At 69.8% G+C, this 12,847-nt stretch carries 15 protein-coding genes; 6 read left to right on the top strand and 9 right to left on the bottom strand.

Features of this window, described 5'->3' with window-relative positions; genetic code table 11:
- Nucleotides 1-298: 298 nt before the first annotated feature.
- The 4 genes from ACVFYP_RS27145 to ACVFYP_RS27130 all read right to left on the bottom strand — a co-directional run bounded on the left by ACVFYP_RS27145 (nt 299) and on the right by ACVFYP_RS27130 (nt 4,072).
- On the bottom strand, nt 299-1,270 hold the full coding sequence (locus ACVFYP_RS27145) for a tripartite tricarboxylate transporter substrate binding protein (protein ID WP_499203310.1): 972 nt from the start codon (nt 1,268-1,270) through the stop codon (nt 299-301).
- Nucleotides 1,271-1,350: 80 nt separating this feature from the next.
- Nucleotides 1,351-2,322, bottom strand: a complete 972-nt coding sequence (locus ACVFYP_RS27140; RefSeq protein WP_499203309.1) for a tripartite tricarboxylate transporter substrate binding protein — start codon at nt 2,320-2,322, stop codon at nt 1,351-1,353.
- 91 nt (nt 2,323-2,413) lie between these two features.
- Complete coding sequence (locus ACVFYP_RS27135; protein WP_499203308.1) at nt 2,414-3,559, bottom strand: MFS transporter; 1,146 nt, start codon at nt 3,557-3,559, stop codon at nt 2,414-2,416.
- A gap of 69 nt (nt 3,560-3,628) precedes the next feature.
- The gene (locus tag ACVFYP_RS27130) at nt 3,629-4,072 is read right to left on the bottom strand and encodes a hypothetical protein (protein ID WP_499203307.1); all 444 of its coding nucleotides are present in this window, start codon (nt 4,070-4,072) and stop codon (nt 3,629-3,631) included.
- Nucleotides 4,073-4,584: 512 nt separating this feature from the next.
- Here ACVFYP_RS27130 and ACVFYP_RS27125 point away from each other — a divergent pair.
- A complete protein-coding gene (locus ACVFYP_RS27125; RefSeq protein WP_499203306.1) occupies nt 4,585-5,004 on the top strand; it encodes a septal ring lytic transglycosylase RlpA family protein in 420 nt (139 codons plus the stop codon).
- Between the two features lie 14 nt (nt 5,005-5,018).
- On the opposite strand, the gene ACVFYP_RS27120 is transcribed toward ACVFYP_RS27125, so the two are convergent.
- Nucleotides 5,019-5,267, bottom strand: a complete 249-nt coding sequence (locus tag ACVFYP_RS27120; RefSeq protein ID WP_499203305.1) for a DUF1127 domain-containing protein — start codon at nt 5,265-5,267, stop codon at nt 5,019-5,021.
- Nucleotides 5,268-5,366: 99 nt separating this feature from the next.
- Between ACVFYP_RS27120 and ACVFYP_RS27115 the strand changes: the two genes are divergently transcribed.
- Nucleotides 5,367-6,308 carry a LysR family transcriptional regulator gene (locus ACVFYP_RS27115; protein ID WP_499203304.1) on the top strand — a complete coding sequence of 314 codons (942 nt, stop codon included), beginning with the start codon at nt 5,367-5,369 and terminating at the stop codon, nt 6,306-6,308.
- A 21-nt stretch (nt 6,309-6,329) separates the two neighbouring features.
- Here ACVFYP_RS27115 and ACVFYP_RS27110 read toward each other — a convergent pair whose 3' ends face one another.
- From ACVFYP_RS27110 to ACVFYP_RS27100, 3 genes are all read right to left on the bottom strand, one after another.
- Nucleotides 6,330-6,929 carry a peptidoglycan L,D-endopeptidase MepK gene (locus ACVFYP_RS27110; protein ID WP_499203303.1) on the bottom strand — a complete coding sequence of 200 codons (600 nt, stop codon included), beginning with the start codon at nt 6,927-6,929 and terminating at the stop codon, nt 6,330-6,332.
- Nucleotides 6,929-8,497: a L,D-transpeptidase family protein gene (locus tag ACVFYP_RS27105; protein ID WP_499203302.1), complete on the bottom strand. Its 1,569-nt coding sequence runs from the start codon at nt 8,495-8,497 to the stop codon at nt 6,929-6,931. Before ACVFYP_RS27105 ends, ACVFYP_RS27110 begins: the two co-directional genes overlap by 1 nt.
- A gap of 111 nt (nt 8,498-8,608) precedes the next feature.
- Nucleotides 8,609-8,839: a hypothetical protein gene (locus tag ACVFYP_RS27100; protein ID WP_499203301.1), complete on the bottom strand. Its 231-nt coding sequence runs from the start codon at nt 8,837-8,839 to the stop codon at nt 8,609-8,611.
- Nucleotides 8,840-9,060: 221 nt separating this feature from the next.
- Here ACVFYP_RS27100 and ACVFYP_RS27095 point away from each other — a divergent pair, with 221 nt between their 5' ends.
- Nucleotides 9,061-10,149: an Ldh family oxidoreductase gene (locus ACVFYP_RS27095; RefSeq protein WP_499203300.1), complete on the top strand. Its 1,089-nt coding sequence runs from the start codon at nt 9,061-9,063 to the stop codon at nt 10,147-10,149.
- A 15-nt stretch (nt 10,150-10,164) separates the two neighbouring features.
- The gene (locus tag ACVFYP_RS27090; RefSeq protein ID WP_499203299.1) at nt 10,165-11,058 is read left to right on the top strand and encodes an isocitrate lyase/PEP mutase family protein; all 894 of its coding nucleotides are present in this window, start codon (nt 10,165-10,167) and stop codon (nt 11,056-11,058) included.
- On the opposite strand, the gene ACVFYP_RS27085 is transcribed toward ACVFYP_RS27090, so the two are convergent.
- Nucleotides 11,059-11,619 (bottom strand): DUF2239 family protein, encoded by a 561-nt coding sequence (locus ACVFYP_RS27085; protein WP_499203298.1) that lies wholly within the window; start codon nt 11,617-11,619, stop codon nt 11,059-11,061. It lies immediately after the preceding gene.
- Nucleotides 11,620-11,708: 89 nt separating this feature from the next.
- Between ACVFYP_RS27085 and ACVFYP_RS27080 the strand changes: the two genes are divergently transcribed.
- Together ACVFYP_RS27080 and ACVFYP_RS27075 are read left to right on the top strand one after the other, a co-directional pair.
- The gene (locus tag ACVFYP_RS27080) at nt 11,709-12,044 is read left to right on the top strand and encodes a GIY-YIG nuclease family protein (protein WP_499203297.1); all 336 of its coding nucleotides are present in this window, start codon (nt 11,709-11,711) and stop codon (nt 12,042-12,044) included.
- A 71-nt stretch (nt 12,045-12,115) separates the two neighbouring features.
- Nucleotides 12,116-12,838 (top strand): haloacid dehalogenase type II, encoded by a 723-nt coding sequence (locus ACVFYP_RS27075; protein WP_499203296.1) that lies wholly within the window; start codon nt 12,116-12,118, stop codon nt 12,836-12,838.
- The last annotated feature ends 9 nt before the right edge of the window (nt 12,839-12,847 follow it).

Genomic DNA, 12,847 nt, shown 5'->3' with positions numbered 1-12,847 from the left:
TTTGAATGAGCCGTGGGACGAAGTGGCCAGACCCTCTTCCGAGGGGCCAGCCCTTGCTGTCCCGGTTACCTCCGCCTTGGCGGGCCGTTGAAGCTAGCGGAGTGTTCCGCGTCTTTCAAGTGGCCGCCTCGTCGTCGGTGGGCGCTTTCTAATGGCGGGTGGCCTCCCTGTCAAATGGCCCTCCAGCACCCCCTGCCCGCCCCAAAACCCCAGGCAAACCCTCGCCTCGACATGCAAAAGGGGCGGCCCCGCCGGGCCGCCCCTGTCATCTTCCTGCATTTTTTCCGGCGAAAAACTTTCAGCTGTCCATCCGGATGTTGTTCTCGCGGATCACCGCCCCCCAGCGCTCGATCTCCGCCGCCACGAAGGTCCGGCACTCCTCGGGGGAAGAGGCGACGATGTCGCAGCCCTGCTCCTCGATCCGCGCCTTCACCTCTGGCTCGTTCAGCGCCTGCTTCAGGGCGGCGTGCATCCGCTCCACGATCGGCCGCGGCGTTCCGGTCCGACCGAAGAAGGCCCACCAGGTCGGCGCCTCGAAATTGCCAAAGCCCTGCTGGGCGAAACTCTGGGTCCCCGGCACATGCCGCGTCTCCCCCCGCGTGGTCACACCCAGCGGCCGCAGAGTCCCCGCCCGGATATGCTGGGAGACGATGACCACATTGGTCATGAACAGGGGCACTTCATTCGCGATCGCCGCGGTCACGGCCGGACCACCCCCACGATAGGGCACATGGGTCAGCTTGAAGCCGTTCTGCTGCTGCAGCAGCGTGGTCGAGATATGCGCCAGCCCGCCGACGCCGGAGCTCGCGTAGTTCAGCGCGTCCGGATCCCGCTTCGCCGCCTCCATCACATCGCGGAAGTTGCGGAAGGGGGTGGAGCTATGGGCGGTCATGACCAGCGGGCCGGTTGCCACCAGGCTGACCGGGGTCAGATCCTCCAGGGTCTTGTAGTTCAGGCGCAGCAGGGTCTGGTTCGGTGCCTCATTGTCATAGGCCAGCATCCAGGTGCTGCCATCGGCCGGCGCCCGCGCCATTTCCGAGGCACCGATGGAGCCCGAAGCGCCGCCGCGATTCTCGATGATGACATTCTGCCCGAGCAAGGCCGCCAGCCGCGGCTGAAACAGCCGGGCCACCGTGTCGGTGGACCCGCCGGGGGCCCAGGGCACGATCAGCCGGATCGGCCGGTCCGGCCAGTTTCCCTGGGCCCGCAGCACGGCGGGGGCAGCCAGTCCGGCGGCGGTCAGGGCCAGTAGCTTGCGACGCTGCACCATGTGCAGGACTCCTCCCTTTGTTATACTTCAGACAGGTTAGGGGCAGCGACGCCCTGCCGCCAAGCCCGTCCGTTCGCGACCTAACTATCCGCGCGGATATTGTTCTCGCGGATCACGGCGCCCCATTTCTCGATCTCGGCCCGGACGAAGGCCTCGGTCTCGGCGGGGGTGGAGCCCACGATATCCGCCCCCTGCTCGGCCATGCGGGCCTGCACATTCGCCTCCGCCAGCACCTGCTTCACCGCCTGCTGCATGCGGGTCAGGATCGGTGCCGGAATGCCGGCGGGGCCGACCAGCTGCCAGTAGGTCAGTGCCTCGAAGTCCGGGAAGCCCTGGCGGGCGAAGGGCACGACGCCGGGCAGGTAGCGGCTGTCCGTCTTCTGGGTCAGGCCCAGCGGGCGCAGCGCGCCGGCGCGGATATGCGGCAGGATGATCACGATGTTCGACATGAACAGCGGCACATGCCCCGCCAGCGCATCCTGCAGCGCCGGCCCACCACCGCGATAGGGCACGTGCTCCAACTTGAATTCGCCGCGTTGTTGCAGCAGCACCGTGGCGATATGCGCGCCGCTGCCCACACCTGTGGTCGCGTAATTCAGAGTCTGCGGCCGCGCCTTCGCGGCTTCCACCATCTGGGTGAAGTTCTGGTACGGCGTGGAGGGGTGGGTGACCAGCGCATAGGGGCAGGTGCCGACCAGGGTGCAGAAGGAGAACGCCTCCATCACCTTGTAGGGCAATTGCATCAGCGTCTCATTGGTGGCGAGCGTGTCATTCGCCAGCAGCCAGGTATGGCCATCCGGTGCCGCCCGGGCCGTCTCCGAGGAGCCGACCGAACCCGAGGCCCCGGCCCGGTTTTCCACCACCACCGGCCGGCCCAGCAGCTCGGTCAGCTTTGGCTGAAGGATGCGTGCCACCGTGTCGTTCGATCCGCCGGGCGGATAGGGCACGATGATTCGCACCGGGCGGTCCGGCCAGGCGGCCTGGGCGCGGGCCAGGCGCGGCGCGGCCAACGCCAGGGCGGCGGGTGCGGCCAGCAATAGGCGGCGATGCATCTTATGACGGCTCCGTTTCCCTTTCTGGCATTGCCGCATGGCGGCGTGGCGGAAAGCAAGTGTGGAAACCGATGACGCCTCGGCCGCGGCCTCACGTCCCGCGGCGGAAGGCCCGGAGGGACAGGGCGGCGCCGGCCAAGGCGAGCACCGCCCCCGCCAGACCGGTCCAGGCCAGCCCGCCGGCGGCCAGGATCAGCCCGCCATAGGCCGCCCCGACGCCCTGCCCGGCCAGGATCACCGCGCCATTCAGCGCCAGTGCCACCGACCGGTCCTGTGGCGCCAGCCCCATCAGACGCGCCTGCACCAACGGCGCCAGCGCGAAAAGGCTGGCCGAACCGGCGAAGACCAGCATGCAGAGCGGGCCGACATGCCAGAGGGCGGCGGGCGCGGCGAGCAGCGCGGAATAGCCGATCAAGGCGATGGCCAGCACGATATTCAGGGCCACCGGCAGCGCCGGCCCCTCCCGCTCCGCCATCCGGCCGCCCAGGCCGATGCCGACCAGGCTTCCGAGTCCCACGAAGACCTGGACGGCGCCGATGCCGGAACCCTCGATTCCCGTGGTCGCGGTGACGATGGGACCGAGATATGCGGCGATGCAGAACAGCCCGGCGAAGGCCAGGAAGCTGGTGCCGAGTACGGTCAGGAGATCCGGCCGAAGCGCCAGGCGCAGCGACCCTGCCCCGCCGCGATCCGTACTCGGCAAGGGTGGCAAGCCGATCCGCACCGCCATCGCGGCAAGCCCCGCCAGGAGGCCCGAGAAGATGAAGGTGCCGCGCCAGCCGACCGCCCCGCCAATGGCGGTGCCCAGCGGAATGCCGAGGGAGAAGGCCAGCGTCAGCCCCGCCATCACCAGGGCGATGGCCCGCCCGCGCTGTTCCGGCGGCACCAGCATGGAAGCGGCCACCGCCGGCAGCACCAGGGACGCCGCGAGCGCGGTCAGCACCCGCAGCACCAGCACCGAGCCGAAGTCCGGCACGGTCGCGGTTATCAGGTTCAGTGCGGCGACCAGGCCGAGGCCCAGGGTCAGCAGGCGGCGGCGGTCGATTCGGGCGGTGGCGGCGGCGATCGGCGGGCCCGCCAGGGCAAAGGTCAGCGCGTAGAAGGCGGCGAGCTGCCCGGCCGTGGCGAGGCTGACTCCGAGATCCTGGGCCATGCGGGCGATCAGGCCCGTGAAGGCATAGGCACCGGTGGCCGCCGCGAATTGCGCGCCGGTCAGCAGCCAGATGCGGCGATCCATGCCTTCGATCCACCCAACGCCAGAGAAACCGGCTCATGCCACGGCGGGCGGGGGAGCGTAAGGCGCGGCTCAGTTCGACCAGGGATCGCCGAGTTGCAGCCCTGCGCGGCGAAAGGCGCAGCCCAGCGCGATGGCGGCGGAGGTCGCGGCATAGGCCTGATAGGGCGGCAGCCGGCGCAGCAGGCAGGCCAGGGCCTCTCGCCGCGGACCGCGCTGGGCGCAGGAAACGGCGAGCAAAAGCGCCGGCTCCTCCCCCACCAGCCGGGGGCAGAGCGGGCAGCCGAGGGTCAGCGGATGCTGCGCCAGGCTGCGCAGCAGCGCATCCAGCGGTTCCGCGGCGGACATCGCATCCTCTGTCGCCAGCAGCCGGCGCAACGCCAACAAGGCGGGCTGGCCCTGGCGGGCGGCGGCGGCCCAGGCGCGGGCGGCATCGATCAGCAGCCGCTCGGCATTGGGCAAGGCATCCGCCTCGGCGCCGGTCCAGGGCCATTTGGGAAGGCCGGTGGTTGCCATGGAATCACTCCTGCCTGACGGACTCCGGATTACCGCAATTGCGAGTCATTCGCAAATATTCTCGACAGGCCTCCGGCCCTCCAGCGCCGGCCGGGGGTGAGAGACAGTGATTCATCCCATCCTGAGGGATGTTTGGGGACTCATGCCGAGCTTCCCTTGGCTGTCCGAATATCACAAGAACGTGATGTCTATAAGCCTGAGGTCCTATCCGCGCGCATAGGGGCGATCGATTCCCAGCGGATCGCGCCATATCGGGAACCCGCCTTACGTCTTCGCTTGACGCGGAGCACCCCCTGCGGCCCTTAGGCCCTCGCCGCCACCCCCGATGGGCGGCTGACCACCGCGACGCACCCCCCGGCGCGCCGCCTCGTCATCGAAGGCTAGGGCAACCGCGGCATTGCGCCAGCGGCAAGCTGTTTTTGCGCCGTTCCAGGCCGGTCCCAGAACCGGCCAAGCGCTGCCCCAGCCTGCGAGACCGCTTCCGAAAGGGGCGGTGTGAAGGAGGAGAGTGAATGCCAAACCTGCCCATGCGGCGCCCCGCGCTGCTGGCCATCCTGGCACTGGCAGTCGTCCCACTGCCGTCCATGGCCAATGAGCCGGCGTCGCAGCGAGGAATTGCTTCCTATTACCATCAGAAATTCACCGGCCGCCATATGGCCAACGGAGAACGTTTCAATCCCGATTCCAACACCGCTGCGCACCGCACTCTTCCTTTCGGAACAGTGGTCGAGGTGACGAATCTGCGAAACGGCGAGAGCCGGACCGTGGTCATCACCGATCGCGGCCCCTTCATCCGCGGCCGCATCATTGACCTCTCGCCCCGCATCGCGGAGGAGCTCGGCATGCGGCAGGCCGGGCTGGCCGAAGTGGTTGTGCGACCCCTCGGCCAGATGGACCAGTTCGAGGAAGTGGCCGAAGCCTCCGCCCGCTGACCGTCCCGATCTGCTTACTGGGCGCGGGGGCCGATATCCCAGGGGGCGCGGCTCGACTCATAGAGCGCCTCCGACCGGCTGATGCCGATATCCTTCAGCATCCGGTCGTCCATCACCGCCAGGTGCCGCCGCGTCGCGATGGCGTTTACCATCGCGACCAGCCAATCCAGCCAGCCCGCTGCCCCGGCGCCACCAACGGCGCGGCGCGCCCTGGCCTGCGCCTGCCGCTGCCCATCGCGCCGTGAAAGCATGAAGCCCGACATCTGGAACAATCCTTCTGCTGATCCATCCATGGGAAGGATCAGCCCAGACACCGCCATCAGTAAAACGACTTATCTTGACGTAACGCATCAAGATCACTGATGCTGCCCCTCATGGCGCCCCTGCCCCCCGGCCTCGATCCCGACCTGTTGCGCGCCTTCGTGCTGATCGCCGAAGGCGGCTCCTTCACCCGCGCCGCCGATCGCGTCGGCCGGACGCAATCGGCTGTCTCCATGCAGATCCGCCGGCTGGAGCAGTTGCTGGGCCAGTCGCTGCTGGTCCGCACGTCCCGGGGCGTGCAGACCACCCCGCAGGGCGCCTGGCTGCTGGACCGCGCCCGCGACCTGTTGGCCCTGAATGATGAGATCGTCACCAACTTCCGCGCGCCGCCCATGGTCGGCTCGGTCCGTCTCGGTACGCCCGACGACTACGCGCTGAACTGGCTGCCCGGCATCCTGGCCCGCTTCGCGGAAGCGCATCCGGCGGTGGAGCTCGACGTCACCTGCCTGAATTCGGACGTGCTGGTGGAGCAGTTCCGCAAGGGTCAGCTCGACCTGACCCTGGTCAGTGAGGGCCAGGAACCCGCCGGAGTCGCCGCCCAACGCATCTGGCGCGGCCCCTTGCGATGGGTTGGCAGCCCCAGCCATGGGCTGCATCGGCGGGACCCCGTGCCTCTGGCGCTTTCGCGGCCGAACCTGAATCTGCTGCGGCCCGATTTTGCCTGCGCCTGGCGGGAATCCGCGCTGGCGGCGCTGCGTGGCGCGGGACGCGCCTATCGCGTCACTTACAATTCCGCGACGCAGACGGGCTGTTTCACAGTCGCTTTGGCCGGGCTCGCGATCACGGTCAGCACGCCGGCCACCTTGCCGGTCGGCCTCGCCTGGCTCGGCGAGGCGGAAGGTCTGCCGCCCCTGCCCGATATGGGCATCCTGCTGCTGCGCCATGAATCCGCGCTGGGCGTGCCGGCCGTGGACACGCTGGCGGACCATATCCAGGACGGCTTCCGTCGCGCCAGCGAGAATGGCGTCGCCCTGGCGGCCTGACGCCGGGCCGGCCGCTGCCGGCTACCAGCGGCGGACCGGGCCGCAATCCAGATGGACGAAGCCGTCGCGCTGATACAGCCCGACCCCGCCGAGCCGCATATCCGCCGCCAGCCGCGCCATCTGCAGGCTGGAGCGTCCGGGCAGCCGGCAATCCGCCGCCATGCCCGACATGTGCAGCGATACGCGGGAGACGCGGCCGCTACGGCTGGCATTGCCGGCATTGGTTTCCGGAGTCCGATAACCGCTGACGACCTCGAAGGGCTCATCCGCATCCATCTGCCGGGCCACCGTCGACATCACGTCGAACAGGCGCGGATCCATGGGCGTCGTCTCGGCCCGGGAGAGGTCGCGGAACACGATGTCGAGCTGGCGCAGCGCCTCCCGGTCATAACGACCATCGCGGAAATAGACGCCGGAAAAGCTGTCATTGGTCACCTGCCGCCGCACCCGCAGGCTGCGCGTCGCCCCCTGCGCGGCCACCGGGCCAGCGGCTGCCACGCCCACGCCGCCGATCACCGCCGCCAGCAGACCGCGTCGCGGCAGGGCCTCGGCCGGCACCAGCCCAGCCTCCCCGCAGCAGGGGCAGGCGCCGGACCACAGGCCCCCATGCACAGACCGCATCAGCGGGCGGCCTGACGTGCAAGCCCCGCCACCTGGGGCCTTGGGGCATTCGCCATGGCGCGGGCATAGGCCGCGTCCAGGCGGTAGATGTCCGGCCGGATGCGCACCCGGCCGCCGGGGCCCACCACCACCGTGTTGTAGTGCAGCCGCACCGGCAGGCTGCGGCTGAGCGACACCACGCTGGTGCCGCGGCTGGCCAGGGCGCGCTCCGCCCGCGCCAGGTTCCAGCCGGGCGTGCCTTCCAGCAGCGCCGCCATCAGCGCGTTCGGATCCGCGAGACGGATGCAGCCGGAGGAAAAGGCGCGGTCCGGCCGGCGGAACAGGTGCCGGTCCGGCGTGTCGTGCAGGAAGATGTCCTCATTGTTCGGCATGATGAATTTCAGCCGCCCGAGGGCGCTGGAATCGCCGGCATCCTGACGGACGAAATAGGGGAAACGCTGGCCGTTGACGCTGGACCAGTCGATGGTGCGCGGATCGATTTCCATGCGCTCCCCACCCACCACACTGAACACGCGGAAGCCGCGTTCCATCATCGCCTGCGGGTCGCGGCGGAAGCGCGGCAGAAGGTCTTCCCGCGCATTGCGCTCCGGCACGCCCCAGGGCGGGTTGAACTGGATGGCGGTCAGGCGCACGGCCATCATCGGCGTGGCGCGATCCGGCCGGCCGACGATGACGGCCATGGACAGCAGCTCGCGATCGCCTTCCACCAGCCGCAGCCGGTAGTCCGGAACATTCACATCCACCCGCCGCTCGGCGGTCACCGCCGGCTGGGCGCGCGCCATGTCCAGCGCGACGCGAAGCTGGTCCACGCGCGCGGTCAGCGGCCGGTTCAGCAGGCCGATGGAAATGCGGCCGACGCGGCCATCCACCTCCAGCCCATTGGCCGCCTGCCAGCGGCGCACCGCATCCTCCAGCCCCGAATCATACAGCGCGCCGGCATCGCGGGAGGCGGCCAGAATTGGGTCCTCCACCGCGATTCGCGCGCGCAGCAACGGAACGCGGGCGGCGTCCACCATGCCGGGGTCGAGGGTCCCCTCCCCCGGGATCGGCGACCAGGGGATGCTGGCAAGCTGGCGCTGCCGCGCCAATTCGGCCTTCAGCACCGCCGCCGTCGGCGGCAGCAGCGCCGCGCGGTCGATCAGCGCCGCCGGATCCGACGTGGTGGCCAGTTCCAGCAGCCAGGTTTCCAGATTGATCAGCGCCGGGTCGCGACGCAGATCCGGCCGGCCGGGCATGGTCCGCACACGGCCCAGCAGCAGGTCAGACAGCGCGGCGGCGGAGGCGCTGTGCAGGGCCGCGCGATAGGCCGCCGGGTCGCTGGCGGCCAGCGTGCTGTCCGGAATGCCGTAATGCGCGGGGTCGAGGCCGTCTTCCTCCAGCCGCAGCAGCCGGTCCACCAGACGCAGCAACGCATCGGTGGGTTGAAGCGGCGCCAGGCCCGTGGTGGCGCCTGCCTGCGCCATCGGAAGATTCACGGGTCGCGCGATCTGAGACCAGGCGGGCGAGGCCGCCGGGGCTGCGACCAGGGCGAGGGCTGCGGCGAGAAGTGGCCGGCGTTCGATCTGCATGATGCTGAAATACCGAAGCGCTGCCAGGGTTGCAAACGCATATGGGTTTCGTCGCGCTGCGCGATCGGATCCTACGCCGTCAGGAAGCCGGCACCGCCGGAAACAGAATGGTCAGCCCAGTGCCAGATACAGCATCCAGGCCACAAGGCCGGCAAGCGCCAGGATGACAAGGCCGGAGCCGACCGCCGCGAAGCCCTCGCCCTTGGCCTCGCCCTCCTCCGGCCGCGATGTCGGGCGCGGCGGCGTCTCGACGCGGGGATTGAAGGGATTGGGCTTGGAGATCATCTCGTGCGGCGCCACGGCAACGCCGGGACCGAGCGGCTTGGTGGTGTCAGACGGCATCGTAGCCTCCTCGTTGCGGCGTGGCCCGGACAGCCCGCGCCATGGTTGATGAGCACTCGTAACGCCGCCGCGGGCCAGAAGTGAGCATTGGGCGCGGGTCACAGAATCGCGTTCGGAAGCAGAACGTCCACCGCCCCGACCATCGCCCGGCACCCGATTGACGCCGCGCCCGCCCCGGTCCACCCCTTGGATACGACGGCCATGCGGGGGAACGACACAAGATGCGGGCGAGTGCGGAGAGCGTCAGGGCGCAGATCCTGGCCATTCTCGGGGCCTGGGGCATGCCGGATGACCTGGCGACCCAGACGGCGGAGGTGATGCTGGACACCGACCTCGCCGGCGTCGACAGCCACGGCATCGGCATGCTGACCAGCTATGAAGGCATGCGCCGCGCCGGCCAGGTGAAGCTGGACGCGCGGCCGCGGATCGAGCGGGACAATGGCGCCGTGGCCCTGGTGGATGGCGGTGCCGGCCTCGGCCACCCGGCGGCGGCCTTCGCGATGCGGGAGGCGATTGCCCGCGCGAAGCGCTTCGGCATCGGCGCCGTCGCCGTCCGCAACAGCCACCATTTCGGTGCCGCCGGCTGGTATGTGAAGCTGGCCGCGCAAGCCGGCTGCATCGGCCTGGTCACCAGCGGCACCCGGACCATGGCGATGGTGCCGACCCATGGCGCGGTGCCGGTGCTGGGCACCAACCCCATCGCCTTCGCCGCCCCCGCGGGCGCGCAGCCGCCCGTGGTGCTGGACATGGCCACCACCACGGCGGCGGCGAACAAGGTGCGGGCCCGGGCACTGCGCAACAAGCCGATCCCGGCCGGCTGGGTGATGGACGGCCAGGGCCAGCCCGTGACCGAAGGGGCCGCCGCGGTGGCCCAGGTGTTCGAGAAGCCGGAGGGCGGGCTCTCCCCGGTCGGCGGCACGCCAGACATGGCCAGCCACAAGGGCTACGGCCTGGCGCTGATGGCGCATATCCTGGGCGCGACACTGTCGGGTGCCAGCTTCTCCCCGATCCGGGTGAAGACGCAGCGGCCGCAGGACCCCGACGATATCGGCCATTTCATGCTGGCCATCGACCCCACCGCCTTCCGCGCCGATGGCGCCTTCGAGACGGATATGGACGCCGCCATCGACGTGCTGCGCGCCACCCCGCCGTCCGACCCGGCCCAGCCCGTGCTGGTGCCCGGCGATCCGGAACGCGCCGAACAGGCCGATCGCGGCGCCCATGGCATTCCCATCCCGGCCGGGCTGGAGCAGCAGATCCGCGGGATCTGCGAGCGCGCCGGCCTGCCCTTCCTATTGACCGAAGCCTGACAGGAGTCCCGATCCATGGCCCATCCCAGCCTGCGCCAGGCGCTCGCCGCCGATGAATTCATCCTCGCCCCGGGCGTCTTCGACATGATCTCCGCCAAGGTCGCGGACGGCATGGGCTTCCGGGCGCTCTACGCCACCGGCTTCGGTGTGACGGCGTCGCATCTGGGTCTCGCCGATGCCGGCATCGCCACCTACACCGACATGATCGGCCGCATGGGCACCATCGCCAAGGGCTGCAAGACGCCGGTGATCGCCGATGCCGATACCGGCTATGGCGGGCTGCTGAACGTGCGCCACACGGTGCGCGGCTATGAGGAGGCCGGCGTCACCGGCATCCAGATCGAGGACCAGGAAGTTCCGAAGAAGTGCGGCCACACGCCGGGCCGCAAGGTGATCCCGGCGGAGGAGATGGCGCTGAAGATCCGCGTCGCCGCCGAGACCCGCCGCAGCGAGGACTTCCTGATCATCGCCCGCACCGATGCGCGGACCTCGCTGGGGCTCGATGAGGCGATCCGCCGCGGCCAGATGTTCGCCGAGGCCGGGGCCGATGTGATCTTCATCGAAAGCCCGGAAAGCGAGGCCGAGATGGCCGAGGTCGGCAAGCGGATCAAGAAGCCGCTCTTTGCCAATATGGTCGAGGGCGGCCGCACGCCGATCGTTCCGGCGGACCGGCTGCACGCCATGGGCTACCGCATCGCCATCTATCCGGCCGTGGGCTTCCTGACCGTCGCGGCGGCGCTGGAGAAGGCCTATGGCCAGCTCAAGGCGGACGGGCACTCCAATAACATGTCGGTCAATGCCGATTACAGCTTCGCCAAGATGTGCGAGCTGATGGGCTTCCCGGATGTCTGGGAGTTCGACCGGAAGTGGGCCGAGGCCGCCGGCAACCTGCCGAAGGCCGCGGAGTAGTCACCCCCGCGCCAACGCCATGGCGTGGGCGCGGATATCTTCGGGCCAGCCGGCCATGCGGGCCTCGAACCCCGCAAGGTCCGCGGCAAACAAAGCGCGCATCGCCTCCTCGAAGCCCGGAAGATTGCCGGCGATGGCGGAGGCGAAGCGATAGGCGGCGGTCTGCGCCGCCCGGGCGCGCGCGGGGCCATCATCGGCCCGGCGCGCCGTCTCCACCAACCGCCGCAGCACGACGGAAGCGCCGCCCGGCTGCGCGGCCAGCCAGGCCCATTGCTGCGGCAGCAGCGTCACTTCCCGCGCCGTCACGCCGAGGCGTGGGCGGCCCCGGCCGCGCAAAGGCGCCTCCTCCGCCGGCGGCGGGGCCAGACGGGCCAGCACCTCCTCCTCGGTGCCACGCAGGTCGAAATCGACCGCTTCGCCGGTGGCATCGTCGAACACCAGTATCGTGGAAAAGGGATCGCGCCTCAGCGCCTCCCGTACTGCTAGGGCAACCATGTGCAGCGGGCCGCCTGCGAGGCGGCGTGTGTTGACGAAGGCGGTGCAGGGGCGTGGGGACGTCATAGGGTCAGACCATATTTTTACCCGGGTATTATTGACCGTCCCGCACCCGGCCGCTAGTGCTTGGCGCGACGGAGCAGGATCAGGCGGCGATGCAGAGGGCGGAACGGAAGGCGGCGGCCGGTGCCTGGCGCGAGCGGAAGGTCACGCCAGGCATCTACGCCCTGCACTGCCCGGCGGCGGCGCGCAGCTGGATCGGCCGCGCGCCGGATCTCTCGACCATCTGGAACCGCATGGCATTCACCCTGCGCCAGGGCGCCATGCCCCATGGCTCCCTGCGCGAGGCCTGCGCGGTTCATGGCGCCGAGGCCTTTCGCTTTGAGGTGCTGGAAGCCCTGCCGACAGACCTTTCTGCCGATGACCGCGACCGCGGCCTGAAGGCCAGGCTGGCCCACTGGACCGAAACCCTGGGGGCGGAGCCGATCTGACCCGGATGGGGTCGCCAGGGCATCGCCCTCGCGGCACTCTGGGCGGGAGGAAACCCGAAGAGGACACCGCCATGGACCAGCCGCGCGCCCTTCTGTTCGATGTCTTCGGCACCGTGGTCGACTGGCGCACATCCGTGGCGCGGGAGGTGGCGCCCTTCCTCGCGGACCACGCCCCCGGCACCGATCCCTCCGAATTCGCCCATGCCTGGCGCCGCCGCTACCAGCCGGCCATGGAAGCGGTGCGCAGCGGCGCACGGCCCTTCACCCGGCTCGACATCCTGCACCGCGAGAATCTGGAAGCGGTGCTGCGCGACCACGGCATCGACCCGGCGGGGCTGCCGGAAGCGGTGCTGGACCATCTGAACAAGGCCTGGCACCGGCTGGACCCCTGGCCCGACAGCGTCGAGGGGCTGCGGCGGCTGAAGACCCGCTTCATCATCGCGCCGCTGTCCAACGGCAATATCGCGCTGATGCTGAATGTCGCGAAGCGCGCCGGCCTGCCCTGGGACGCGATTCTGGGGGCGGAGGTGGCGCGGGCCTACAAGCCGAGCCCGGCCGCCTATCTCAACACCGCAGAGATCCTCGGCCTGGCGCCGGCGGAATGCATGCTGGTGGCGGCGCATAACGGCGACCTGGCGGCGGCCCGGAAGGTGGGCTTCCGCACCGCCTTCATCCCCCGCCCGCAGGAATATGGGCCGCATCAGGACAAGGATTTCAGCCCCGATCAGGATTGGGATTTCGTCGCGGCGGATTTCCCGGCGCTCGCCGACGCGCTGGGCTGCCCGTCGGCTTGATTAAGGCCC

Source organism: Roseomonas sp. F4, from assembly GCF_053891155.1.
Note: the sequence above shows the minus strand (reverse complement) of the source record. Positions and strands in the feature narration are given on the sequence as shown.

Excerpts from the sequence above, each read along its gene's own strand:
- ACVFYP_RS27145 (WP_499203310.1), bottom strand. The coding sequence starts at position 1,270 with ATGGTGCAGCGTCGCAAGCTACTGGCCCTGACCGCCGCCGGACTGGCT.
- ACVFYP_RS27140 (WP_499203309.1), bottom strand. The coding sequence starts at position 2,322 with ATGCATCGCCGCCTATTGCTGGCCGCACCCGCCGCCCTGGCGTTGGCC.
- ACVFYP_RS27135 (WP_499203308.1), bottom strand. The coding sequence starts at position 3,559 with ATGGATCGCCGCATCTGGCTGCTGACCGGCGCGCAATTCGCGGCGGCC.
- ACVFYP_RS27130 (WP_499203307.1), bottom strand. The coding sequence starts at position 4,072 with ATGGCAACCACCGGCCTTCCCAAATGGCCCTGGACCGGCGCCGAGGCG.
- ACVFYP_RS27125 (WP_499203306.1), top strand. The coding sequence starts at position 4,585 with ATGCCAAACCTGCCCATGCGGCGCCCCGCGCTGCTGGCCATCCTGGCA.
- ACVFYP_RS27120 (WP_499203305.1), bottom strand. The coding sequence starts at position 5,267 with ATGTCGGGCTTCATGCTTTCACGGCGCGATGGGCAGCGGCAGGCGCAG.
- ACVFYP_RS27115 (WP_499203304.1), top strand. The coding sequence starts at position 5,367 with ATGCTGCCCCTCATGGCGCCCCTGCCCCCCGGCCTCGATCCCGACCTG.
- ACVFYP_RS27110 (WP_499203303.1), bottom strand. The coding sequence starts at position 6,929 with ATGCGGTCTGTGCATGGGGGCCTGTGGTCCGGCGCCTGCCCCTGCTGC.
- ACVFYP_RS27105 (WP_499203302.1), bottom strand. The coding sequence starts at position 8,497 with ATGCAGATCGAACGCCGGCCACTTCTCGCCGCAGCCCTCGCCCTGGTC.
- ACVFYP_RS27100 (WP_499203301.1), bottom strand. The coding sequence starts at position 8,839 with ATGCCGTCTGACACCACCAAGCCGCTCGGTCCCGGCGTTGCCGTGGCG.
- ACVFYP_RS27095 (WP_499203300.1), top strand. The coding sequence starts at position 9,061 with ATGCGGGCGAGTGCGGAGAGCGTCAGGGCGCAGATCCTGGCCATTCTC.
- ACVFYP_RS27090 (WP_499203299.1), top strand. The coding sequence starts at position 10,165 with ATGGCCCATCCCAGCCTGCGCCAGGCGCTCGCCGCCGATGAATTCATC.
- ACVFYP_RS27085 (WP_499203298.1), bottom strand. The coding sequence starts at position 11,619 with ATGACGTCCCCACGCCCCTGCACCGCCTTCGTCAACACACGCCGCCTC.
- ACVFYP_RS27080 (WP_499203297.1), top strand. The coding sequence starts at position 11,709 with ATGCAGAGGGCGGAACGGAAGGCGGCGGCCGGTGCCTGGCGCGAGCGG.
- ACVFYP_RS27075 (WP_499203296.1), top strand. The coding sequence starts at position 12,116 with ATGGACCAGCCGCGCGCCCTTCTGTTCGATGTCTTCGGCACCGTGGTC.